This window comes from Mesorhizobium sp. M7A.F.Ca.US.010.02.1.1, assembly GCF_004023085.1.
GTDB lineage: Bacteria > Pseudomonadota > Alphaproteobacteria > Rhizobiales > Rhizobiaceae > Mesorhizobium.
In genome coordinates this window covers 29,583-54,203 of sequence record NZ_RZRV01000033.1, presented here as the reverse complement: position 1 = coordinate 54,203, position 24,621 = coordinate 29,583, and the positions used below count along the sequence as shown (strand labels likewise).

17 protein-coding genes and 4 pseudogenes are annotated in these 24,621 nt (G+C 56.2%); 8 read left to right on the top strand and 13 right to left on the bottom strand.

Features of this window, described 5'->3' with window-relative positions; all coding sequences use genetic code 11:
- The first annotated feature begins 436 nt into the window (after positions 1 to 436).
- The 5 genes and pseudogenes from EOA19_RS25985 to EOA19_RS25965 form a co-directional block, all read left to right on the top strand.
- Positions 437 to 1,630: pseudogene (locus EOA19_RS25985) on the top strand (IS256 family transposase).
- A gap of 986 nt (positions 1,631 to 2,616) precedes the next feature.
- Positions 2,617 to 3,060, top strand: a complete 444-nt coding sequence (gene panD / locus EOA19_RS25980) for an aspartate 1-decarboxylase (protein ID WP_063169354.1) — start codon at positions 2,617 to 2,619, stop codon at positions 3,058 to 3,060.
- A gap of 313 nt (positions 3,061 to 3,373) precedes the next feature.
- On the top strand, positions 3,374 to 4,642 hold the full coding sequence (locus EOA19_RS25975; protein WP_082826583.1) for an acetyl-CoA carboxylase biotin carboxylase subunit family protein: 1,269 nt from the start codon (positions 3,374 to 3,376) through the stop codon (positions 4,640 to 4,642).
- Between the two features lie 81 nt (positions 4,643 to 4,723).
- Complete coding sequence (locus EOA19_RS25970) at positions 4,724 to 5,893, top strand: Xaa-Pro peptidase family protein (protein WP_063169356.1); 1,170 nt, start codon at positions 4,724 to 4,726, stop codon at positions 5,891 to 5,893.
- A 117-nt stretch (positions 5,894 to 6,010) separates the two neighbouring features.
- A pseudogene (locus tag EOA19_RS25965) lies at positions 6,011 to 6,241 on the top strand (IS3 family transposase); the annotation flags it as partial.
- 142 nt (positions 6,242 to 6,383) lie between these two features.
- Here EOA19_RS25965 and EOA19_RS25960 read toward each other — a convergent pair.
- On the bottom strand, positions 6,384 to 6,824 hold the full coding sequence (locus EOA19_RS25960; protein ID WP_158515807.1) for a GNAT family N-acetyltransferase: 441 nt from the start codon (positions 6,822 to 6,824) through the stop codon (positions 6,384 to 6,386).
- A 476-nt stretch (positions 6,825 to 7,300) separates the two neighbouring features.
- Positions 7,301 to 8,230 carry a 2-oxoglutarate and iron-dependent oxygenase domain-containing protein gene (locus tag EOA19_RS25955; RefSeq protein WP_063170383.1) on the bottom strand — a complete coding sequence of 310 codons (930 nt, stop codon included), beginning with the start codon at positions 8,228 to 8,230 and terminating at the stop codon, positions 7,301 to 7,303.
- Positions 8,231 to 8,686: 456 nt separating this feature from the next.
- Between EOA19_RS25955 and EOA19_RS36100 the strand changes: the two are divergent.
- Positions 8,687 to 8,830, top strand: a pseudogene (locus EOA19_RS36100) (transposase); the annotation flags it as partial.
- Between the two features lie 81 nt (positions 8,831 to 8,911).
- Here EOA19_RS36100 and EOA19_RS25950 read toward each other — a convergent pair.
- The 7 genes from EOA19_RS25950 to EOA19_RS25920 form a co-directional block, all read right to left on the bottom strand.
- Positions 8,912 to 10,642 (bottom strand): GMC family oxidoreductase N-terminal domain-containing protein, encoded by a 1,731-nt coding sequence (locus EOA19_RS25950; RefSeq protein WP_245486332.1) that lies wholly within the window; start codon positions 10,640 to 10,642, stop codon positions 8,912 to 8,914.
- 282 nt (positions 10,643 to 10,924) lie between these two features.
- Positions 10,925 to 11,491, bottom strand: a complete 567-nt coding sequence (locus EOA19_RS25945) for a GNAT family N-acetyltransferase (protein ID WP_158515808.1) — start codon at positions 11,489 to 11,491, stop codon at positions 10,925 to 10,927.
- 390 nt (positions 11,492 to 11,881) lie between these two features.
- On the bottom strand, positions 11,882 to 13,711 hold the full coding sequence (locus tag EOA19_RS25940) for an IucA/IucC family siderophore biosynthesis protein (protein WP_063169359.1): 1,830 nt from the start codon (positions 13,709 to 13,711) through the stop codon (positions 11,882 to 11,884).
- Positions 13,712 to 14,174: 463 nt separating this feature from the next.
- The gene (ectB, locus tag EOA19_RS25935; RefSeq protein WP_063169360.1) at positions 14,175 to 15,476 is read right to left on the bottom strand and encodes a diaminobutyrate--2-oxoglutarate transaminase; all 1,302 of its coding nucleotides are present in this window, start codon (positions 15,474 to 15,476) and stop codon (positions 14,175 to 14,177) included.
- Positions 15,477 to 15,642: 166 nt separating this feature from the next.
- A complete protein-coding gene (locus EOA19_RS25930; RefSeq protein ID WP_063169361.1) occupies positions 15,643 to 16,482 on the bottom strand; it encodes a hypothetical protein in 840 nt (279 codons plus the stop codon).
- A complete protein-coding gene (gene ectB / locus EOA19_RS25925) occupies positions 16,475 to 17,731 on the bottom strand; it encodes a diaminobutyrate--2-oxoglutarate transaminase (protein ID WP_063169362.1) in 1,257 nt (418 codons plus the stop codon). The genes EOA19_RS25930 and ectB (EOA19_RS25925) overlap by 8 nt, the downstream gene beginning before the upstream one ends.
- 1,064 nt (positions 17,732 to 18,795) lie before the next feature.
- A complete protein-coding gene (locus tag EOA19_RS25920) occupies positions 18,796 to 19,512 on the bottom strand; it encodes an SPASM domain-containing protein (RefSeq protein ID WP_224571099.1) in 717 nt (238 codons plus the stop codon).
- A 719-nt stretch (positions 19,513 to 20,231) separates the two neighbouring features.
- On the opposite strand from EOA19_RS25920, the pseudogene EOA19_RS25915 reads away from it, so the two are divergent.
- Positions 20,232 to 20,467 (top strand): annotated as a pseudogene (locus EOA19_RS25915) (transposase); the annotation flags it as partial.
- 16 nt (positions 20,468 to 20,483) lie between these two features.
- Here EOA19_RS25915 and EOA19_RS25910 read toward each other — a convergent pair.
- Both EOA19_RS25910 and EOA19_RS35415 read right to left on the bottom strand, forming a co-directional pair.
- Positions 20,484 to 21,230 (bottom strand): LuxR family transcriptional regulator, encoded by a 747-nt coding sequence (locus EOA19_RS25910; RefSeq protein ID WP_063169365.1) that lies wholly within the window; start codon positions 21,228 to 21,230, stop codon positions 20,484 to 20,486.
- Between the two features lie 354 nt (positions 21,231 to 21,584).
- Positions 21,585 to 21,887 (bottom strand): hypothetical protein, encoded by a 303-nt coding sequence (locus tag EOA19_RS35415; RefSeq protein ID WP_127262113.1) that lies wholly within the window; start codon positions 21,885 to 21,887, stop codon positions 21,585 to 21,587.
- Here EOA19_RS35415 and EOA19_RS25905 point away from each other — a divergent pair.
- A complete protein-coding gene (locus EOA19_RS25905; RefSeq protein WP_063169366.1) occupies positions 21,867 to 23,669 on the top strand; it encodes an ABC transporter ATP-binding protein in 1,803 nt (600 codons plus the stop codon). The two genes, EOA19_RS35415 and EOA19_RS25905, sit on opposite strands and share 21 nt — an antisense overlap.
- A gap of 597 nt (positions 23,670 to 24,266) precedes the next feature.
- On the opposite strand, the gene EOA19_RS25900 is transcribed toward EOA19_RS25905, so the two are convergent.
- Both EOA19_RS25900 and EOA19_RS25895 read right to left on the bottom strand, forming a co-directional pair.
- Positions 24,267 to 24,473, bottom strand: a complete 207-nt coding sequence (locus EOA19_RS25900) for an exopolysaccharide production repressor protein (RefSeq protein WP_082826584.1) — start codon at positions 24,471 to 24,473, stop codon at positions 24,267 to 24,269.
- Positions 24,470 to 24,621 (bottom strand): 4Fe-4S binding protein (locus EOA19_RS25895; protein ID WP_164748146.1); only part of this gene is annotated, 152 nt, incomplete at its 5' end. The genes EOA19_RS25900 and EOA19_RS25895, both read right to left, overlap by 4 nt.

The window sequence follows — 24,621 nt, the reverse complement described above, 5'->3', positions numbered from 1 at the left end:
GCGCCTCATTGCCTGAAACAAACACATCTACACTTCATCGGGTGCGCACATGTGAGCGTCGCGGCCCACAATACGACGGCCAATATGCGGGCTGGCTCACCTGCCACATCAGGCAACTGCGCAAGCAAATCCCCTGACGTGTGCCGGAACGAGAAGCAGGAGAATACTGTGGAAATCAGAGTTGTACGCCCGGGCGACCTTTCTCAATTGCGCAAGATTTGTGACGAACACATCGACTTGGAAGGGGTGACAATAGCGGACCAGGACCTGAGTCCTTATTGGAACTCGGCGTTTTTTGGAACACCTGCCCAGTTGTTCGGTTGGGTTTGTGATGAAGGAGGGTGTGTGCTGACAGTTCTGCAAATTCGCTGAGAGAGGGCGGTCATGGCAGGCTGGTGATTGTTCACGTCACCGATTCCCGCGAAGGAACGCCACCATGACCAAGATTGAAAGTAAGACCGGCAGCGCTGCCATCAAAGACATTCTGCTTTCGGACCCGGACGGACTTCACGAAGTGATCCGTGCGGTGATGCAGGAGGTACTCGAGGCCGAGATGGACGAGGCGCTGGGGGCTTCGAAGAGCGAGCGCACACCTGAGCGGCTCGGCTACCGCTCGGGTTATTACGGCCGCACCCTTGTCACGCGGGTCGGCAAGCTTGAGCTGCGGGTTCCGCAGGACCGGGCCGGCCGCTTCTCGACCGAGCTTCTCGAGCGTTACCAGCGTTCGGAGCGGGCCTTGGTGGCGACGCTTGCGGAGATGTATGTGCAGGGCGTGTCGACCCGCAAGGTCAAGGCGATCACGGAAGAGCTGTGCGGCCATGCGTTCTCGGCCTCGTCGATCTCGGCCATCAACAAGCGGCTGGACGAGAGCCTCGCTGCCTTTGCCAGGCGCCCCCTTCAAGAGCCGTTTCCTTACCTCATCCTCGATGCGCGCTAAGAGAAGGTGCGTGAGGCCGGCGTCGTCATGAGCCAGGCGGTGCTGATCGCTGTCGGCATCGACTGGGACGGCCGGCGCCAGATCCTGGCCGTCGAGATGGCCAATCGCGAAAGCCGCTCGGCCTGGAGGGATTTCCTCGTCGCGCTGAAGGCGCGCAGCCCCAAGGGCGTCGAGCTGGTTGTCTCCGCCAATCATGCCGGCCTGGTCGCGGCGATCGGCGAGGTGATCCCCGAAGCCGCCTGGCAGCGCTGCTACGTCCACTTCCTCAGGAACGCGCTCGATCACCTGCCGAGAAAGCACGGCGCCGACTGCCTGCAGGACTTGCGCTGGCTCTAATGACCGGCGCGATCTCGCCGAGGCCAAGGCCGATCTCGCCGCATGGCTGTCCAAATGGTCGGGCCGCTATCCGCGACTGACGAGTTGGGTGGAGGAGACCATCGAGCGCACGCTGACCTTCTTTTGCCTGCCGCGCCAGCATCACAAGCATCTCAAGAGCACCAACATGCTTGAACGGCACAATGAGGAAATCCGCCGGCGCACCAATGTCATGCGCATCTTCCCCAATGAAAGCTGCCTGCGCCTCGTCAGGGCGCTGGCTGCGAGACCAACGAGAACTGGATGGAGGCCAACCGCTACATCAACATGGACGATCTGCGCGAGCACAAGAAGCTCGCTCTACGCCAAGCCGCATGACCAGCATCGTGGCCGCCCCATTTTGCAGAACTTGACGCACACAACCTGAAGGAGGTAAGCGTCATGACAACTCTTAGAGGATACATGACCGCGTCGATCCGGCTTTTCCTTGTTGGTCAGGGGCGATCCTCGGGTACGCCTCCGGCGAGGGCCGCCTTGCGCGATCATGGCACGGTAGCGAGGCTGGGCTCTTAAGGTCGTCCTTAGGAGCGTAAGCCCCGCGACCATCCCATCGCTGAAAACAAACCCTTGATCAGCGGGCGCCCGACGGACCGCCTCTGTCGTCGTGGCGCTCCCATGAAGAACCTGGCCCATAGTGCATCCTTTGATTCGGAAGATAAGGATGCCCCATCAAAACCTGAGATCAAACATTTAGGCAGGCCTCGACTGGGACAAGTAAAACGGCCGCATTCGAGGCATGAGGCTGCACGCGTCTAAGATCCGAACAGCCAATACCCGAGCGTCCTCGACATCCCCGCCGCCAGAAGTCAACGATGCCCAGATCGGCCGCACGACCACCAGCAGAAGGGCGCCACCTCAACCCGTCCTACACTCAACATTTTGTCGCGTCCGCGACGTGCCTTCTTGATCCGATCCGTGGTCTGCTCACCTAAATAGCTGAAAGAGATCACGCATTTCTGTTTCCGGCCTGATTAGCCAGTTTGGCACGAGGTTTGCAACTTTGTGTGCGATCCAGTTGAACGGGCCGATTGGCACAGTCACCTGAAATCACAACTAATTAAAGGAACGGAACATGTCGGAACTGTATCGGATGGCATTACCAATGGGGGACAGCCGGCCGGCAATGCCTCCGCCCACCACAACCAGCCTTCGCCTGACTGTCTCGTGCTGGCCACGCCAGAGTAATCAATTTTGTCCTAAGAACCACAATACGACAAATCGCAGAACGTCCATCCATCCATCCTGAAACCAAGACACAGCAATCGCTTGTCGACGCAGTGTCCCACCGCCGAGAGGAAATGTAGATGAGAAAATTTGTTGCCGCCAAGCTTCATGGAATAACTGTGACCGACGCGAATTTGAACTACCGGGGCTCAATAACTTTGGATCCAGATCACTGCGACGAAGCCGGCATCCTTCCAATGGAATTCGTTGAAATCTGGAATAAATCATCGGGCGCTCGAATCAGCACTTACGTGATTTATGGAGAGCGGGGTTCTCGTTGCTGCGTGCTGAACGGAGCCGCTGCTCGCACCTGTCAGGTCGGGGACGAAATAATCGTTTGCTCCTCCGCATACATCGAGGAGCATCAGATGGTGGAGATCAAGCCGCGAGTGCTGACTTTCCACCGGGATAATTCTATCTGCGACCACATGTTCTACGAGGGTGCAATAGACGACGATGGAAGGATAACGTTCTCGATTCGCGAGGGCTCTCCCGGCGATAACGCGCTAAAACTCACTCCCTAGTAGGGCCTTTCGGTGACAGCTCGTGGCGCCGGGTCCCGGTCAAGGGCGTACTCGTCCCCAGTACTCTGGTACGCGATACAGTGCATTATCCCACTCGGCCACTATTCGGTCAGTTGCCATCAAGCCCAATCGGTTCTGCCCAGATCTGGGAAGACGATTTTGCTGCGCCAAAGGCAACTTCAGCTTCAGCCAGCGGCTGCGGGTAGAGGCGACCAATTTCACGGAATGTTTGGCCTTGGATCGTTGTCTTTAAGTCTGAGGTCCACGATGGCAAAACGACCTATCGACAAAAACGCAGAGTGGAGAACAGCCAATGTCAAGGAAAGCTCTCATCCTGGTTGAAGGCCATGCAAGAGGTAATGGAATACGATACATCCACGCGGCCCGGCGTCTTGGCTTTCATCCAATTACACTATCAGTTGATCCAACACAGTACGAGTATCTTGCGGCGGAAAGAAGCGAGGCAATCCGTGTCGATACAACCAATCTTGATACCTTGATTCGCGAATGTTCCAGGCTGCGTGAGACCAATGACATCGCTGGTATCACGGGCTTCTCGGGCATCGACGAGTCGGTCTATGCAACCGTTGGCAAACTATGTCGGCATTTCGACTTACCGGGACCCAACCCCGAATTGATTGAACGATGCTGTGACAAATTCTCTCAGCGCCAGCTACTTGCGGAAGCCGGAGTTCCGATACCCGCTTATCGCATGGCGCTGAATGTGGCAGAAGTAGAAAGCGCTGTCGCGGAGATCGGCTTTCCCGTAATTGTTAAGCCGGCAATCGGCAGCGGTAGCATCGGTGTCCGATTGTGCCGCAACGCCGATGAGTTAGCTGACCACACGACCTATCTGTTGGGTGGGAAGCACATCTGGCCGTCTTCGCCGAGGATATTGGTTGAGGAATTCGCGCGCGGCCCTTTTTATAGCGTGGAGATAATGGGCAATGAGGTTATTGGGATTGTCGCCGTTGATTTCGGCCCCCCACCGCATTTCGTCTTCCGTGAAACGACCTTCCCGGCCCCGCTTGCGGAAGACGATCATGACCGTATCGTTGATGTTTCGCTGAGGTGCTTGCAAGCTCTTGGCCTTAATTGGGGGCCAACGAACATCGAGCTCCGGTTGACTAATCATGGCCCGGTTGTAATCGAAGTGAATCCGCGTCTTGCTGGTGCGCTTGAGCCTGAACTGGTCCAACTGGCGAGCGGTGTCGATCTGGTCACCGAGCACATCAAGCTTGTCGTCGGCGAGGAATGGGATTTGCGCAGAAGGCATTTGCAGACCGCAGCCGCGCGGTTCCTAGTTGCTGATTGCGACGGCACCCTCGATTGGATCGATGGCGGCAGTCAGGCGATCGCGGTACCAGGTGTCGCTGAAATCAAATTGTATGTTGAACCCAACGCGCCGATCTTCAGGAAAGGCGATTTTCGAGACTGGATAGGACATGTCGTCGCCGTTTCACCCAGCCTTGCTCAGACCGAAGCGATACTCCAACGAGCTGTCGACTTAATCGCTTGGTCTATCACACCGCCGTCGGGCGAACAGGAGCGATCTGCAGCCCCACGACTCCCCCCCAACTGAGAGGTGATCCGTCGCCAGCATAAGAACTCTTACCCGCAATAGCTCGCCTTGTTGTCAAAAGCATAGCTGGAGTTCAAACTTATGAATATATCCAAGGGACCCCAGGCATTCCCTAGAAGTGAATACCTTCGCCGGCTCGGCTCGGTGAAGTTCGAAATGGGTCGGTGCGATATCGACGCGCTCGTCGTTTCCGACCAACATAACATTACCTATCTCACGGGGTACACCGCGCTATCAGCCTATGTTCCTCAGGCCGTTGTGGTTTCGATACGAGAAGAGGAACCGACGTTCATTCTGCGCCGCTGTGATGCGCCGGCAGCCATTCATCAATGTTTTATGGAGCGCGACAAAATCGTCGCATACCCCGAAGCGTATATTGGAAATCCTGACAAGGATGGCTATGACGCGGTAGTCGATTACTTGGAGGACGTCGGCCTCGCGAGTCGAGGCATAGGAATCGAGCTATGCTGCCTTCCATCGCAATCGGCGAAAAAGTTTAGGATGCGCCTGCCTGGTGCCACGATCGTCGATGCTACTAAGGCGGTCACTTGGAAAAGGCTCATCAAGTCAGATCTCGAGATAGCTGTAATGCGGGAGGCGGCGGCAATCTCAGACGCCGCGATTCGACGCGCTGCTGAGGTAATACGCCCCGGGGTGCGTGAAGCAGACGCGTGCGCGGAAATTGTGGCAACGTTGGTGCGCGGCGCAAACGGTAAGCCAGGAAGCGGGATCGAGGGAATAAGTTTGTGTTCATCACCGCGAACGGGAACGTGCCACATTCCGTGGAGCGAGGACGTTTTTCGCTATGGATCGCAGGTGAATCTCGAAATCGGCGGTGCGCGATATGGTTACTGTGCTGGGCTTATGCGCACTTACACGATCGGCTCACCCTCCGATCGTCTACGTCGCGTGCATGAGATCCAAGTCGCCGGCCTTGAGGTCGCTCTTGATGCGATACGGCCAGGAGCGACTTGCAGCGATGTTGCCAACGCCTTCAATCGCAGCATCGAGAAGCGGGGCCTCAAAAAGGAGACGCGTTGCGGCTATGCACACGGCATTGGTTGGTTGGAGCCGACCGCAAGCCTTAAGGATGGCGATATGACAGAGTTGCTACCAAACATGACCTTTCACCTGATGTTAGGTAATTGGATCGAGGAGGATTTTGGATACGTCATCAGCGAAACGTTCCGTGTCACAGACTCCGGCGTCGAGGTACTGACCACTGCTCCCCGGAAGATTTTTGAGATCTAAATTAGAATATGGCTTGTCATAACGACAGCGCGGACGTCCGGAATAGATCTTGCCGGTCGACGAGATGTCGCCTACCTTGTTGAAGTGCGGACGGCGAGCGGCGGTCGGCATGCGGGGCCGATCCGTGTCGAGGCGAAGCCGAACGCACGCTGGTCGCTGTACGACCAGTTCTCCTGCGGCCGATCAACTCGTCGACGACGTGACGCGCGAATGCCTTACGCGATTCCGGACACAGATCTCTGGTCGCCGCGTTGCTCGCGAACTGACGACCTGATCGCCCAGCGCGGCAAGCCCGGCATGATCGTCGCAGACCACCGCACGGAGTTTACCTCGAACACGGTCCTTGCCTGATCAATGGATCATCGCGCCGAAAATACATTCCGCTGCAAGCCCATGTGCGCAACATAAATGGCTGCACCTCTAGTCTACTCGCCACTGTTTAAAAGACTGGGGCAGGTCAATGCGCTTTCGTTACGACCTCAGAGCAAGTCTACAGGTCATAGTAGTAGGTAAGGTATGGACTCAATTTACCGATCTTGTCATAGAGCGCCCGCGCATGATAATTTGATCTGTCCGTATTCCAATAGATTCTCAGCCAGCCTTGGTCGCGACCGTAGGAGGCCAGATTCGTGAGCATGGCTTGGCCAATCCCCTGGCGCCGCGAAGACTCGTCGACATAGAGATCTGCGAGAAAACAGACCGGACGATCGCTAAGAGTATACGGGTGAATGACAAAGGTAGCAAAACCTATGGTAACGCCAGTTGCTGAGACCGCGATCAGCGCGTTAATCGGTTCGTCTGGGCGCTCGATGCGCCGCCAGATCCTATCTGTCGCCTGTTCTGATGAATTGAGACCTTGGTCGGCGCAATATGCGTACCAAAGGGACCGCCATGCATCGCGGTCGGCAGTGCCTGCGAGACGAATCTCCATGAGGGGCGGGCTCCGGCTGAGAATGGGCTCCAGGGCGCGAGGTGTTCGGCCTGAAAGGTTGACGGCTTGCGATAACTGCCACCGGCCCGCAAGACGTGCAGCACGCGACCGCCGGGTGTTATAAGATCTTTCCGCCTGTGACGGCGTCGTGGTCGCGCTGGAACTGGTTCCCGGGAGCTCGGTTCGCGATACGTCAAGCGCGAGTTGGGCGAGCGTTATCATGGGATCAAGTTCCCTCAGGTTTTCCCGCAGCACGTTTGCGACAGCGGTGCAGATCTAGTGCGATCTTTCCCTGCGACCACACGATGCAAACAATCTGACACCATAGGTGCATTCATCCCGAAGCGGGCTTCCGACCGCCGCGCTACACGCGCGACGGCGGGACAATCTAGCGGATGCGAGAGTTCTTCCAGCTTACCACGGAGATCTGCACCGCGTCGGCGCCATAATTGCGCATGCTTTAGAAAAGCAGACAATCATTGCAGTTCGCGCGCGCGTCCGGCGCCATTCCCAGTCACCCATATTGACTCAACGTTGCGCAGCATCATTTCTACAACACTAACTTGCTGCCCTTGTCGCGAAGTCAGGCGAGCGTCGATCTCGGGATAAATAAAGAAGGGCAGCGAAATTCGATCAGTCGGACCACTATGCACGACCTGGTGGGGCGTACTCTTGAAGCGGCCGTCGCTCAAGACCTGAAGGAGGTCGCCCAGATTGACTACGAGACTATCGGGCAGGCTCGGCACCGGCATCCATCGACCGCGGAACCACACCTGCAAGGAACGCAGGGGGAGTTCCTCTTGCAGCAGCAGCGTGAAGAAGCCATGATCCGTGTGCTTTGCGCAAGTGCCGCCGCGAGCTGGATACCGTATCACGCGTTGCCCAAGCGTCGGCGTGCTGAAATGGCGTTGGAACCATGCCTCTTCCATACCTATCAGGTCCGCCAGCGCATCCCCGATCTGGGGGACAATCCCGGCGAGCACGGTAGCCTGCAAAGCAAGCAGGTTTCTTGCGAAGCCAGGAGCCAAGGCTTCATCCGGAAGGCGCGTGCGGCCGGAGAACGGACGCCGGTCGCCTTCGTTCTCAATTCCGAGGTCGAATACCTCCTTTGGATCGAAGCCGGCCTCAGGATGTAGCATTTCGCCGTGTAAAGGACTGTATCCACGGGCGGCAGTGGGGTACACGTCCTGAAAGGCGTGCCCGTAGCGTTCCTTAACCGACTGTGGCAATGCGAAGAATCGCCGGGAAGCCTCAATGGCTTGCGCGATCTGTTCCCCGGGGATGCCGTGCTCGACAAGGTAGAAGAACCCGTATTCCTGGCATGCCATTTGCAGGCGCTGGCGCTCGTCACGTCGCGTTGCATCGTCTCTCAATTTCGAAAGTGAAATTTTCGGCAGCGTGGTCATAGTCAATCCCCTTTTTGGGCGCTTAAGTTGATTAGTGTTTGCCGCGGCTCTCAAAGTCGACAGTTCCTTGGATGTGGGCAACGCGCCGTCTCTTCCAATAATAACGAAAGTCGACATGATGTCCCATTCTAAGGCTAAGCCGATGGCTGGGCGGTGATTCCGTCTTAGCAATTGATCTCTAGCGCTTCCTGGTGAAGATAACAACGATTTGTATGTTAATATAGTTGTATATATTGTTACATCCGTCGCGGTTAGTTTAACATTATCACGGCCAAGATACTAAGAGCGATTTACAATTCTGAATTGCTTTATGACTTCCAGGCTCAATCCAGACCAGCGCCGACCTCCGGGTTTCATGGCAGGATCGGCCATCTCGAAGAGCTCTATGACGCGAGGTATCGCCAGCTACCTGAGCTCGTCCATCACACACGCCGTCCCGGACGATGGCCGAATGGCAGAAACCGACCGCTCGAAATTTTCCTATCCCATAGTCTTTTTCGACGCTATCCGGGTCGAGCGGTCAAGCTCAGGGACGAAGACTTCGTTCGCAAAAAAGCCATCTACATCGGGTTCGGCGTTCTGCCTGGCGGCACCAAGGAGCACATGAGCTGAGGAAGCGCTTGTCGACGTTATCCGCCGTCTCGACGAGACGACTAGCCGAGCAGCAAAGCAGGCAGCGATTTAGCTCCGTCTGCCGTCTCTCAAGGTTGTGTCGGCCAATTTCTCAGCCACCATAATCGTCGGAATGTTTGTGTTCGCCCGAGGGCAAAATGGCATGACGGAAGCGTCGGCGATCCTCAAACCCAAAATACCATGAACGCGTCCCGACGGATCGGTCACAGCGCCAGGATCCGCGGCTGCCCCCATCCTGCAGGTCGACGTCGGATGCCAACTTGGGATGACGTTCTGGCGAATATACCGATCCAGATGTTTCTCGTCGTTGACGAGATCGGAAATGCTATCCCCATCCGTTATGACGCGCCTAATCAGCCCACGGCGCAGCCGCGGCGACGCGTCCATGAGCAGCGCCAGAAATGACGTGAGTGCATAGTTTGTGCTTGTGACCTTGCTCACCAGCTTCGCTCGCGCATTCAACGCTGACGGAAACGGGTCCAGCGCCACAGAGGACAGCGAATCTTGCTGCAGCAGGCGGACTATGAAGCGAAAGCCCTGCTTGATGCGCTCGGCTGCCCGCTTGTCGCTCAACCAGTTGAAATCGACCTCCGGCTCTATTTTATGCGAACTACCCTTGAGCGCCACAGTTCCCGTCGAGTAGCTGCGATTGACCCACACGGCGAGAGTGCCGAGGCGCCTCCCCAGCGGGTGCCAGGATGATTTGGCAACAGTCGATATTGCCATATCGGTCGACGGGCAGCCTTCGTAACCCGACGAGTAGCGGGCGTGCATCTGAATATATTCGCTCACGCCGGGTGACAAGCGATCGGCCGGCTTCAAATAGGCCGAAACGCAAATCGTGGGGTGTTCCTGAAGATTCTGGCCCACACCTTTCAAATCTGCAACGATAGGGATTCCGAATTGTACTAATTCCTTCGCGGGGCCGATCCCGGAGCGCATCAATATGGCGGGTGAATGGAGTGCTCCTGCGCACAGGATAACGCAAGAAGCGCTATACGATTGCACGCCCGATTTGTTCTCCGTCTCGACCCCCGTTACCGTTGTTCCCAAAAAGGTCAGCCGCGCAACTGTCGTTTCGGATAAAATCGTTAGATTGCGGCGAGAGCGGACGGTTTCGGGTAAGTACGCCATCGCGGAGGAGACCCGATGACCATTGCGGTTGGTCAATGGGACAACTGAATAGCCATCACCGAATGCACCATTGAAGGCTGGCCTGAAATGAAGCCCCAAAGCATCGTAAGCATCGGAGATTGCCCGGATGAAGCCCGACCAGTCTGATTGGCGCACACGTTTGATTGGCAAGGGGCCGTTCGTGCCATGAAATTCCCCGCCGAAATCCAAATCGCATTCTAGACGACGGAAGTAGGGCAGCACGTCTTCCCAACCCCAGCCCGTTGCACCGCTTGAGGCCCACTCATCGTAATCTCCGGGCCCGCCGCGGTTGGCGACTTGGGCATTGATGCTGGAGCCGCCACCCATGACGCGCGCCTGTTCGTAATGGACAGGCTTGCGGCCACCTCGCACCGTTGTCGCGTGGAGTGACTGCCATCGATAACCGGGATTAAGGTAAGCACGCGTTGGGTCGCCATCCTGGATGTCGTCAGGAATGGCATTCGGCGGCGTATCAGGGCCAGCTTCAATGAGCAGCACGCGAGCGCCATAGGCGGAGAGCCTGCTCGCCATCACGCATCCAGAGGAGCCACCACCCACGACGATATAATCGAAAACCACGCAACTCCCCATCAAGGTACCAAGTGTGATGGGCTTCTTCAGCAAAGCGCTCCTCCTACCGCCTGAGATATGGTCACTTACGGCGCGGCAGCTCCACATCATGCCGTCTGTAACGGAGCGATTTGATCGCCAAATCGGTCGAGGGCATGCCCGAAGCGAGACCGAGCGACCCATCTGAACTATCTCTGAACCGACAAGCTCTCAATTCCAGGGCACATGCATCTCCGGACACGCCGGTGCGTCGGTGTGAATGATTGCAAGTTCGTAGGGCGAGAGCAGCGCTCGCCTACGGTTTCTTGCATCACCGTCTTCCGAGAAACAATGATACTAACAAGAGATAACGACGACTTTTTCGATTTTTACAGCAGTCAAGACTGTCACTTCAAAATATCGCATAACTACGTTATTGTAGACCCGGTCTCTTACATAGCGAAGGCCTACTTTCGGTGCTTTCCGAAGCGAACGCGTGTTCGTTGGGCGAATGAATGAAGTGACCTTCTCGAGCGTTAGGTTCTCGAAAGCAAACTGGATCGCTGCCCTGCCGGCCTCTGCGGCGATCCCCTTACCGGAAGACGCAAGGTGGAGGCACGATACGGTTTCCACATTAGTGGGATCTTCGGGCAGATACGGGCCACTGTACATCAATCCACAGTAGCCTGCGAATTTTCCGACTTGGCCTTCGCCTTTTACGAACACCATCCATAAGCCGAAACCATTGCTCTGCCAATGATGGATGAACTGTTGTAGTTTAGCTTTCGATTGCTCTCGGGTCGGATAGACTCCATCCCACATGGCATTTACCACAAATGGATCGCTATGAAGCTCATGTAGAAGAAGCTCGTCGCTATGCGACGGTGGCCTTAGGATTAGGCGCGGCGTTTCTAGAATGTACATGAGAAGCTCCCTTCTAGCCATAAGTTAGAGCCGCACTTACCTCCAACGCGGCCATGATCTCCTAGCATGAGCGTCAAGGCCGCAGTGCTTGATTGAAGGCGTTCGACGAGGTTTATGCTTAAGGTAGCGAGGTCTACACAAATCAAGCTTTGGGCGCCTAACCGTGTCAGTGTTGACGGCACCTGGAAAGCCGGCCCGAAGGCGATAAAAAAATTAGGCGCCTCCTTTCAGAATGGAAGCAGGCGACGCGCTGGTGAGCGGGCGCCTGATACGCGCAACATGCTGCGGCGGCGTTTACGCAAGGGGTTGCTTACCCCAAGGGGGGGGTATGGTATTGGCCCAAAACCGGCTAACTACATTGTTCATTTAAAATACGCGCCTCCTTCAAGCTTAACCTGCACTGGTCACTTTGCGAATGCCCGCCAGTGGGTTCTTCAGCGTGCCGACGGTGTGCAGGTATTCTCCCGGATCACCGAAGTCCACCATTTGCTGGTTTTTTTGTATCTGCAGTCGATTCATACATCGTCGCAGAAATTCTGGAGCGAATAGGTCATGCTGCCTGTATTTTTCGTCATATTCCGGATGTTTCGTCTGGTAGCCAAGGATGGACTCGCTTACGAGCTGCCAGAAGTGTGTCGACGGAAAATCAAGATGTTCTTCGAGTGTTACAGCCAAGTAACGAAAGAAGCAGTCGAAAACGTCGGTGAAAATGAAGTCGTGCTTCATGTCGCGATTTACTTGAATGCAGATCCTCTTAATCTCCTCCGGCACGTTGAGATCTCCGCCTAGAATACGAAGCTCCTCGCCAATGTCTTTCATGATAACTCGCGTCGGAGCGTGATCTTTCATAACTAGAATTATATTTTCTCCATGTGCCATAAACGCTAGATCGTAAGCATAAAAGCAGTGGAGAAGCGGCGCCAGATAAGATTCAAAATAGCGGCGTAGCCAAGCGGCGGCGTCTAACCCCGAGGCATTGATGAGGGCTGTCACGAGTGCTTCACCATTGTAATCGACATGAAGCAGCGACGCCATTGTCATCAGACGTTCCCCTTCTTTCAACTGCCGAAGGGGGCTTTCCCTCCACAGCGCAGAAAGCATCTGCTTGTAAGGGGAGTCCTTCTTGAGGGCGGTGTTGAAACAACGATTGCGATAGCCAATCGTCGCGACCTCGCGAAGGATGCTGAAGCCGTTGGCGGCTAAATAGGAGTCACTGTCGAGCAAATTCTTCAACCATTCGTTGATGGCGGGCGTCGCCAGCATGTGTGTCGGTGACAAGCCGCGCATAAACCCCATGTTAAGTATCGACAGCGCCGTTTTCACGTACCGTTTATGCGGATCGCTTATATTGAAAAGTGTGCGGATCGATTGCTGGGCATGATATATGTCCTTCCCCTGGCCTAGGCAGACAATGTGCCGGTTGGCGATATCCGCCGCGAAGATAGTTGAGAGCCGATTGAACCATTGCCAAGGATGCGCTGGCATATAGATGTAATCGGTCGAGTTTAGTCCCTTTTGACGCAACGCTGCGTCGAACTGTTCCAGCGCCTGTCGACCGAGTTCCTCGTGCATGAGAAGGTCGTAGTCGAGCGTTGAAATGGACTTAAACGTTGCCATTTCTTTATGGACGGCCAGCCATATGAGTCTTATCGAACTGCCCACCTCCGGCGCATAGCGACTATAGTCGAGCGCGTCAAAGCCAATGCGACCGTTATTCGCGATAAAGGTCGGGTGGCCCTCCGTCATGCCAGCCTCAACGATCTGGTAATCGGCAAAAGCCAGTTCTGCGGCGGATATCTCTGTTTTGGCCTGCTTGTACGCGCTGCCATACAGCGTGCTGCTGATCTCCTGCAGGTAAACCGGCATCATCTCTTCCTTTATGCCAAGATGGCGGCTGAACTCAATAACAAAATCAAGCGCATCCAGGGGGGCCGGCCTGCCCTCAATCCTTTTCTCCAGAGAGCCGGCGTCCACTTGCCAGTGATCTAGCAGGAGGCGCCGAGCCTGGAACCAATACTCCAACCCAGGGGTCTCGCTTTCCAGCACATACTTCCCCCAGTCGCCTTCCATTCGCTGGAGTCGAGGAGCAATTAGCAACTCGTGTGCAAATTCGCTGATTGCTTTACGGATAAGGAGCCGGTTGGCCTTTGCCCATAAATGCGGTTTCAAATGCTGCGTTACGCGTTCGGCTAGGCTTATCTCATCGTCTCGGGCTGTCATATCACTCACGATCTCAACTCCTTCAGAACGTAACGGTGTAAGGTTCGCGAACGCGCCTTACACTCGTCTCGCCAAACTTCGACGTCGCACAAAATCCGTTCTATTTTTCATCAGAAAGGATAAGAAATACCGGACCTCTTATACAAGTTAATTTCTAATGTGTTGTGTACCGTTCGTCTTCGCTCGTGATAAACCAGCAATATTACCATCTTACTTATATAATATATTAGAATACCGGTTTCACCGGCCCTGGACGTCGTCCTTCATCTTGCAACGAGCAAGAAGTGTGTATTGATTTGCACATGCCGTACTGTCGTTCGATCACGTCAAGCGGTCGGTGTCCATTGTTTGAGCTCTCCGAGTGTCCATTTTTGCTGTCCGTCTCCATACAATCGCATACGTCTAAAGCGGAATTTCCTTTGCTTGATAAGCCCAGACTGGGTAGGGGGGACTGAGTGAATGCCTACTCCGCTGAAATGCTGTCCTGCACCGCGCCAATGCTGTCGCGTACGATCGACAGACCACGGCGCAGTTCAGCCTCGGTTATGGTAAGGGCTGTCATGAACTTGAGCACCTCACCATACGAGCCAGCGATCTCGATCACCAAGCCGCGACGAAAAGCTTCCCGGGAAATGAGCCCCGGCAATGAGTGGTGCTTTGGTGATACGAGTCCATACATCAAGCCGCGGCCTCGGACATTCAGAGCAAGGCTGGGGAAGTCGTCTGCGATCGACTTGAGTTCTTGAGCCAAGATGGCTGATTTGCGAGCAATCTCATCTTCAAACTTGGAGTCGGACCAGTAAGTCTCAAGGGCCGCACGAGCAGTGACGAAAGCATAGTTGTTGCCCCTGAACGTGCCGGTGTGCGCACCCGGCGTCCAGACATCAAGTTCAGGCTTCATGAGGACAAGGGCCATAGGCGTTCCAATTGCAGACAACGACTTTGACAGGGTAACGATGTCCGGCACGATCTCAGCCGCCTCGAAACTGAAGAATTTCCCTGTGCGACCGACACCAGCCTGAATATCATCGAGGATCATCAGGATCTCGTGCCGAGAGGTCAGATCACGCAGCCGTTGCAGCCATTCAACGGTAGCAGCATTGACACCGCCTTCGCCCTGCACTGCTTCTAGGATCACCGCAGCGGGTTTGCCGAGACCACTGCTAGGATCATCGAGAAGCTTCTCGAAATACTCGATCGTGTCTGAAGCGCCGAGATAGCCCTCGTACGGCAACGATGTCACGTGCGCGAGGGGAAAGCCGACAGCATCTCGGAACTTCGTGTTTCCGGTTGCCGCCAACGCCCCAGCGCTGACTCCGTGAAACGAGTTCGTAAACGAAACGATGTTTGACCTGCCGGTCACTTGGCGAGCTAGCTTCAGAGCCGCCTCGACCGCGTTCGTACCTGTGGGGCCAGTAAATTGCAATTTATAAGACAGACCGCGGGGCTTCAAAATAAACTGCTCAAAAGCTTCGATGAAGGCCTTCTTGGCGGTCGTAGCAAGGTCGAGCCCGTGCACAATTCCGTCGCGCGCAATGTAGTCCAACAACGCCCGCGTGAAGGCTGGGTTGTTGTGCCCGTAATTCAAGGCTCCCGCGCCTCCCAAGAAGTCGATGTATTCCCGACCGTCTGTAGCTATGAGGGCAGTGCCGACGCCTCGATCGAACAGAACTGGGAACGCACGGACGTAGCTCCGCACCTCAGACTCAAGACGATCAAAGATCGCGAGGCTTACATCGTTTGTAGGAGTAAACTGCTTCTTCATAGGGCGAGTCCTGAATTGTAGCCTGCAAAGGCATCAGCCCAAACTGTCTGGCGAAGGCCATTTCAATCGGTTCGAGGTTCGGCTTGTATGACGGCAGCATGAGCAGTCACACGCCTGGCCACGCCAACTCACGGCCCAAGCCAGTCGATCGCTGCGAGGTCCAACGTCACGTCCACCAGAGAACAAGATCAGGCCGCGCAAATCCGAAAAAGCAATTCAGCACTAGGCGACGCTTTCCGTCGCCTAATTGACCGGTAACCCCGTGAACGAAGCCGCCATCGATTAGGGCGATATCCCCGGTTTTGAGCTCGAACTCGCGGCAAGGGACGGCTTCCAGATAGGCTGCCGAATAGGGATATCCAGTGGTCTCCACACCTTGCGATATCCGGTCCGCAACCGTCGGCTTGTGGCTCCAGAGCTTCAGATTGCCGCCTTCCTCAGGCATGCTGGGATAGAGGTTGAGCGCTGCGACCGTATTGTGCGCCACCGCAGAAAGCTCGTAATCATCGCCAGCACGTAAGACTTGAGCGACGTCGTCGTGGGGATCCAAGGAAAATGTGCCTGTGCCCGACCAACTGAGGCCGCGACAAACATTGGCCTGGCCGTGTTCGGAACGGGCTAGCCGCAATTCGATTCCCTGGTTGTGAAGCTCTCGCTTCAACGCCCTGAATACTGCTCGAACCGGGTCAACCAAATTCTTAAAAAGGGCATCGACGTACGGCCGCGCGTTTTCGGCGTCTGCGAAATAGGTGGCTGCATCCTTCCTGTAGTGAGATGCGCCGACATATTGTCCGGGCACACCATCTTTACGCTCTCTGAGACCAGAGCTTCCAATAAAGTTCGTAGTGATCTCCTCGGCTACTTCGGTGCTGAAAGCTTGCTTGATGTGCAGAGCGGTGAGCTCACCTTTCAGGACCGAGATGATCTCCGCCGTGTTGATCGACCCGGTCCGTTCTTTGATCGAAACCGGCGAGATGGCTGGCACTTGAGATATCTGACTAGGCATTGTCTTGCTCCTGTAGTGCGTGTTCAAGGATGGTGATGCCACGATCGAGTTCGGCATCGGTGATGGTTATCGGTGGGAGGACTTTGATAACGTCGCGATTTGGCCCCGAGGATTCGATAAGAAGGCCATTTTCGAATGCGACATCGTGCACGCGGCCGACAACTGCCGGTGAACGGCATTTCAGGCCGGCCATCAGACCGCGGCCGCGCTTCTGTTCGATGTATCTTGGAAATTTCGCAACCAGGCGATCGAGGTGCGTTTGCAGCCTGACGGCTGTCCGCTCGACACCTGCAGTAAATTTCCTATCCGACCACATCTTGCACATGGCTCCTGCCGTCACGAAGGCGAAATTGTTGCCTCTGAAGGTCCCGCTATGTTCTCCGGGCTTCCATATGTCCAAGTCGGGTCGAATCAGAACGATGGACAACGGACTACCTGAACCGCTTAGGGACTTGGAAAGACACACAATATCCGGTTCGATTTTCGCGGACTCGAATGAGAAGAAATCGCCAGTTCGGCCCGCACCCGCCTGAATATCGTCGACGATAAAAACAATGCCGTGCGTACGGCAAATGCGCTGAATTTCCGTGAGCCAAGCTGCGGATGCGGCGTTCATGCCGCCTTCGGCCTGGATGGTCTCCAGAATGATTGCGGCAGGCTTTTCTATGCCGCTCCCCGGGTCGCTCAAAACGCTGTCGATGTAACTGGCGGAATCGAAAGCTTGGCTCGGATAGCCGTCATAGGGAACACGGATCACATCGTGGCGAGCGACGCCTCCCAGTTCCCTGGTTGAGGCCGAGCCCGACACCGCTAGAGAGCCGAGCGACATGCCGTGGAACGCATTCGTAAAGGCCATGACGCTCGAGCGGCCGGTGTATTTTCGCGCCAGCGCCAGCGCCGCTTCGTTGGCGTTCGTGCCGGTCGGCCCGGGAAACTGAATCTTGTACGAAAGGCCTCTGGGTTTCAGGATCCAATCGACGAACCCTTCAATGAAGTCACGCTTTGCCGCCGTATGCATATCAAGCGACAGAAGAATGTTCTCACCGACGAGATATTCAATCGCTGGCGCCATAATATCCGGATTGTTGTGCCCGTAGTTGAGTGCGCCGGAACCCACCAGGAAATCGATAAAGGGCTTACCCGTCTCGTCCCAGATCGTCGCCCCAAGGGCCTTCGTAAAGACGGTGGGGAACGCCCGGCAATAACGACGAACGTTAGATTCATGAGCCGTGAAAGCGTCGGTGTCCATATCAAGTCCTCTGCACATAGTCTTTCAAAGAAGAGAGCTGTTTAATGGCTAGTGGTTTGCGGCAGATGTTCGTCGCTTAACGTTGAAGCAGAATGCCGGAGGCAGCTTTGTTTGGTCTGGGTTTGGTCTGGTGATGCCGGCATCCTCATCAAATATTGTTGGGTTGCGTTGCCCTCCATTCGGATGCTTTCGAATGTGCTGCAACAGGATGGCTTCTAAAGCTTCCGCGAAAGCATCGCTACTATGGCATCAGGTAGTTGACGTACCCACCCTTCGCTGCCCATAGCGCTCCGGACAAATGAATGAGTCCAAGGAGATCAGCAGGGTCGCGTCGCCAGAGGTTGTGTCGCTCGGCGGTAGCGAAGCCGCTCGCGAGCGCGCTCCTCAATAGCGCCGTAGCGAGCGAGCGGCTTCGCGGCGGTCATCAATATTCGCCGTTCAACCTCGGGCTGCGGACACCAACCTGATTCAAGAAACTATTTGATGACCGATGACACAGCGAAAGCCACGCTCTCTTTGAGAAGAATGCGGATTCCGATCTCTTGCGCGATGACTGGCCCGAGCCGCCGGATCAAGAGGGCGGGGCCGCCGTGGACCCCCTTGACGGAAAGCCCGTTCGTAGGCCAGGCGGAAGCAACCGGGAGACGCGCTGGCGAAGGGCCGCATCGGTTTCGAGAACGTCCACTACCGCGACGGCAACCATCCCCGGCCGCAGCTGGGCTGCTGCCTTCAGGCGAGTCGAAAAGGAGATCGTCCGGGAGGGTGAAGGCGTTGACGAGGTGAGCCGTGAGTAAGCAATCAAGCTCTGATCGGGATCGACTAACACTGTTTCCATCCGACCGATGGTTGACCTGTGATCGGCGTTACCTCAAGCTAGGCAGGCCGACAAGCTCGGTTGGAAGGCGAAGACCTTTCGATGAGCTCGTCTCCGAAATGCTCGAGGCCCACTGCCGCGCCTACAGGAACATACTGGCGTAACGTGAAAACACGATGGCGTCGCGGGCAGGTGCATCTGTCGTGGGGCCATCCGCACTGCCAGGCACGCCCTCTCGGCCGGCATGCACTCAGGTCCGGTCGTTTGGGTCGGCGAATTCACACATCCTGCAAAGCAGAAAACCATCTGCTCCATTCATGCGGTCGACGATTTCGCGAAAAACTGGCTTTTCAAACAGAGCGGAGTAACCCTCATATAGAAGGTTGCCCAATACGTGACGCCGTTCAAAATCCATAGAGCACAGGGTAACGTCGCCGTTTGGAAGAAGAACATTCCGATACTGTCGTGCGTCCACGCAGGTTAGGGCTCCGACCACTGGCTGACGTGGTGCAACGATCTTAGGGTCGACGCTTCCACCCCTACTGCTCACCGGCCGCGCTTTTATCAGGGCTTCGGTAGGAATAATGTCGGCTATATCTGGGTGGGGCTCGCCCAAGGCCACGAATCGGATCAAGGGGATGTCCGCGTCGACGAGTTGACGAACCAGATCGCGATACTTGTCTCCGACCAGGCGGCTGTTCATGTAGGTGCCGTCATCGAAAACATGGACCACGAATACGCCCAAGCGCAAGGCTTGCAATCGCTGCAGGTCCTGCCCGTTCATTCCCACCAGCGTCGTAAAAATCCTGATGCCATGGCCTTTGGCGAAGGCGTGCTCCACCATTTCGGTACAGTCCGGATTGAGCCAAGGTTCGGAGTATCCCGCAAAACCAATGTCGACGGAAGTCGGTACGCGGGCCAGACACCGCTTGAAATCTTCAAGATCCAGATGACTCGCATGAGACACTTTTCTTTGCCGGACCGCGAACTTGTCCTGGGGACAATATGAACATCCTACGACGCATCCCGTGGTCGTCGTTATCTCCAAAACCCTGCCGGCTGTGTTTGCTGAGCGAAGTTCCGGTAAAATCACTGGTGATTACTCCCATCTACTTCCTGCGAAGCGCCACGATGGTGTGCGTGTGCCTTTGGCTTTCTGATACCGCCTGCTGATCTACCGAGGCAACGCAGACATCTACCCTTTTTGGCAGCCTAAGCCGCCCGGTTCACCGATTTGCCGGGCCGACCCTTCACAAACTTCCAGCGCGTCGGACCAGAGACAGCATTGCATCTTTCGAGGCATCACTCGCTCCGGAGATGTAGCCTCAACCGTTGGTCGCTGGCCCGTCGCCGAGATGCGCGCGCAGCACCCTCGAACCCGCCGGAGAGAAGCTTTCTGGATGCCGTCGATCATCCTTCATCGAGCGAGTTCCGTGTTCTCATGCGGGTCAGCCCTCACACTATATTGCCGCACATCGACCAGCAAAGGCCGAGCTAGTGCGCCTGGCGCGCAGTTACTGCGAGATAGGCTTCGAAAAGCCCGACAGGGCTAAGACGCTCCGCTGTATTGAACCCGAAATGTTTTCTGACAGCTGTCAGATTTTGGACACACATCACTCATCGTCAGTCGCTTAATACGGATGGTAATTTCTTCCAGGAATCGGTGACATTGAACACCACCCTGTCATGACCGCCCAATCTCAGCGAAGCGAACTCAGCATCGCCACCAGGACCAAGCCTGAAGATAAATCCGCCGTAGCAGCGTCAACGACATTTTGCTTTCGAAGCCGGATGGATTGCACGAGGTGATTCGCGCCGTGATGCAGGAGGTGCTCGAGGCCGAGATGGACGAGGCGCTGGGTGCTTCGAAGAGCGAGCGCACGCCGGAGCGTCTCGGCTATCACGCGCGCTACTACGGGCGGAGAACTAGCTGCGCACCTACGGCGGTTGGATAATCCCAAGGTTCAAAGCTTTTACAACAGCTACCGTTCTGCTGGTCGCATCCAACTTCCGCATTACATTTTTTAAATGGAAATCTATCGTATTTCGTGATCTGCCTAAAATAGTTCCTATTTCCCAAGATGATTTTCCTTGTGACACCAAATCAATGCACTCTATTTCTCTCGGAGACAGGTTATGAGCTCGTTCCGACGCAGTCGTAGTGTCGAACTTCGTAACCATCCGATGAAACCGCAGCGCGGCCATTTGCAGGTAGGTGATCGCTCTATTCTGCAATTCGCAGTCCGAGGATTGAGCAAAACTCACAAACCTAAAGCTGCCACCAGGGCCATGTAATGGGACGGTAACGCCTGACCTCAAGCCGAATGTTGCTGCTTCGTCCAAGACGCGGCGTCCATCTTCAGTTATGTTTTCATCAGTATACACCTCGCTCCATCGAAAGGGTCCCGCCTCCTTTCGACCTTTCTTGATGAGGGGGTCTATTTTGGCATAGCCCATTCTCGAGTAGCGCTCCTGCCATTCAGCAGGATAATTCCACATCACCACAGAACCCTCCCGGTTCGGCTTGAAAGCCCTCTCTGATGCGAGCGGCCCATAGGCAATCCACGGGCAATCGAAATTCAGCGCAAACGCAGACAACAGTTCGAACAACTGTTCGGATTGAGCGACATCATCAGTCATCTTGAGGAATAGGTCTAACTCCACCGCAATCCGCCGGAGTTCCATGATGTCTCCTTCATTGCGTTCTCATTGGTGCACAGTTTGCTCCAACCCAGCCTCGCAACATCCGAAGTCAACGGGACTCGAGCCGGAGTTCCTTCCGCCACCTGGAGTACCCTCAAGAGTCGTGCCAGCTTGCGAGCGAAGCTTCTCCTTCAGGTCGTCAATCGACGGGGGAGGTACCCAGGAGGCGAACCGACAGCACTGTGTCGGGGAGCGCACAATCCGACAGTCGAGCATTCGATTGACGGAATATGGGCAGGAAAGTATTCGCGGCGCGCTTTTGAAATCAGCACCTAAGTGCCGGGCCTGAGAAAGCTGCATTGCAACTGTACTTATTTGATCGAGGCAAGAACAAGCTCAAAATTCAATCGATACATCGACCTTCTTTTCCAATCTCCCGAGTTGAGCAGCCGTAGCAATCGTATCGACTGGATGGCGGCTGACTTTCTCCAGGCTCGGTAACCTGCTGAATTTGTCCTTCGGATGTTCCCGCTCAGTTGGCACGACTTTTGAACTCACCGTCGTGAGGCGGCAAGAGCTGCCCGCCAAAATTGATGCTGTTATGGGGGAGGTCGAAATTCCAGTTTTGTCTTTTATCGTCTTTGGGACCGAGCGTGTTGATGCGCCCGCTTGGAAACTATGAGACGTTTCCCCGTCCATGGGCGCGGCGCCACTTGTCGCGACGTTTTCGCCTTCACTGTTCGCCTCTGGAACAGGCAGCCGGCCCGGCTCGCGATCATCATGACCGCGATGCTCGCCTCCACGCTGGCTGACGTGTTGATGCCGCTCTATTCTGGCCGACTCATCGACGCTGTTTCTCGTGCTGCTAATGCGGCAGCACCAGCTTCGGATTCAGCTGTTGCAGCATTCTCTGTACCGATTGCATTGGCACTCGGTGGCATTGCCATGCGCCACGTCGCCTTCATTGGCCTGAGCGACCTGGTGTTGAAAATGATTTCCGACGTCGCGACCGAAGCGTTCCATCATGTGCAGCGCTTTTCGACAGACTGGCATGCAAACAGCTTCGCCGGCTCGACAGTGCGCAAGATAACGCGCGGCATGTGGGCGCTCGACCTCCTCAACAGCACGATACTCGTCACGCTGCTCCCGTCGTTTGTCATCTTGATCGGCTCGACGGTGCTGCTCGGCTGGCACTGGCCGGTCATGGGCGTGATCTTTGCTTGCGGCTCTCTCGTCTACCTTGCGTTTTCGATTTCGCTGTCGCTCGGCTATGTCGCGCCAGCGGCGAGCCTTGCCAACCGATGGGACACAAGGCTCAGCGGCGCGCTTGCGGACGCGGTCAGTTGCAACGCTGTGGTCAAGGGCTTCGGCGCAGAGGTTCGCGAAGACGAGCGGCTTGCAAATATCATGACGAAATGGCGGCACCGCGCGCGCCGGAGCTGGGTGCGCGGAACGATCATCGGCTCAACCCAAGGCGTAACTTTGGTTGCGCTCAGGGTGGCGGTGGTCGGATATGCCCTGCTTCTGTGGTCGCATGGACAGGCAACGCCGGGCGAGATAGCATATGTTCTCACGTCCTTCATCGTCCTGCAGGGCTATCTGCGTGATGCCGGCATGCATGTCCGCAACGTGCAGCACTCGGTTAATGATATGGAAGAACTGGTGGCCATCCACAATCAGCAGGTGGATGTTGCCGATCGTCCAGAGGCCAAGCCGATCCGGATCACGAACGGCCGTATCGATTTCGAGAACGTCCACTTCCGCTACGCCAACCATCCCCTGCCGCTCTATAGCGAATGTTCGCTGTCGATTGAAGCTGGCGAAAGGGTTGGGTTGGTTGGACCCTCCGGTTCCGGCAAGACAACATTCGTGAAGCTGATCCAGAGACTCTACGACCTGAGCGGCGGCCGGATCCTGATAGACGGTCAGGACGTCTCGGAGGTGACCCAAGAGTCCCTTCGTTCGCAGATCGCGATCGTGCAGCAGGAGCCGATCCTGTTTCACAGGTCGCTTGCCGAGAACATCGCCTATGGCCGGCCTGGCGCGAGCCAGGCCGAGATCGAGCAAGCGGCACGACTGGCAAGTGCCCACGAATTCATCGCGCCCCTGCCGAAGGGCTATGGGACATTGGTCGGCGAAAGGGGTTTGAAGCTCTCCGGCGGCGAGCGCCAGCGCGTGGCGATCGCGCGCGCCTTCCTCGCGAACGCGCCGATCCTTATTCTGGACGAGGCCACATCGAGCCTCGATTCGGAATCCGAGGTGCTCATTCAACAAGCGGTGGATCGGTTGATGGTGGGCCGAACCACACTCGTCATCGCACACCGGCTGTCGACGGTCCGCTCGCTCGATCGGCTGCTCGTCTTCGACCGTGGCCGCATCATGGAGGACGGCGATCATGCCGCCCTGATCAATCTCGATGGTGGCATTTACCGCCGCCTCTTCGAACGGCAGGCGTTGGAACTCGCGAAGGGCCTGGCCTGATCGCTAAACCGGCTTGCGCGATGCGCCGAGCCGTTGCCGGAGAGGGGTGTGGCAGTGACGAGCGGCGGGCGTTAGGCGGCAAAACCAGCACGGCCGGAACTGTCCGCCAAACGGGCGAGCGGGAATGCACCACGTCTAAGCTTCGGCGAATGCGCGCAGTTACACGCGGGCACCGAATTGTCGCGCCTAACGGCGCACGCACCAAAAGGGCGGGAATGTCGACGGCCCGGGAAGAGTGCGGCCCTCGCCGTTACCCACATTTCGCCAAAGGAAGCGAAGTCAACGCACATTGAGAGGGCGGTGCTTCCCGGCCGGCCGGGATCCCTGTCGCTGGCCCAACCTACCGCACGCTGGCCACGTCAACGGTTCAAAGTCCCTTCGGTTCGCAAAGTCGTCCCCTTGGAGACCCGGAAGCGCAGGAGCTCCGACCGCAGTCTTCGCTCAACTCTGGCCATCTGCTCCGGGATTGGATTCCGTTCCCTTGCTAGCACAGTGGCAGCTGAGCACGAACTCGCCGGCCCCGTGTCTTTCGATTACGGCCAACGGGCTTAGGAAGAGATTGGATTCGCCGGCCCTCTGCGGAGCGAATGAACAGTTCTACAGATCATCGACGTCCGCGAAAAAGAGCACGCAGCCGAAATAGCAGGCCTGAAGCAGCAGCGAACAGGCCAGCGTCGTGACGACTGCCACACGGATCGAATCCAAAGCGAAGTAAACCATCGACGCATTGCTGCACAGGACCAGCCCCACGAGCCGACAAAAAGATGAAGTGCAACGCCGTTCTCCTGGTTTTCGCCAGATCATGTTGCGAGCTCGTCGGCCGCAACATGCGTCTGGCAGTTCTTGGGGCAGACGCGGCCGCAGGCTCCGCAGCCTATGCAGCGGCCGGCATCATCGACAACCATGATCATGCGATTGAGCTTGCCGTCGAAATCGTCGTCCTCGTCATCGC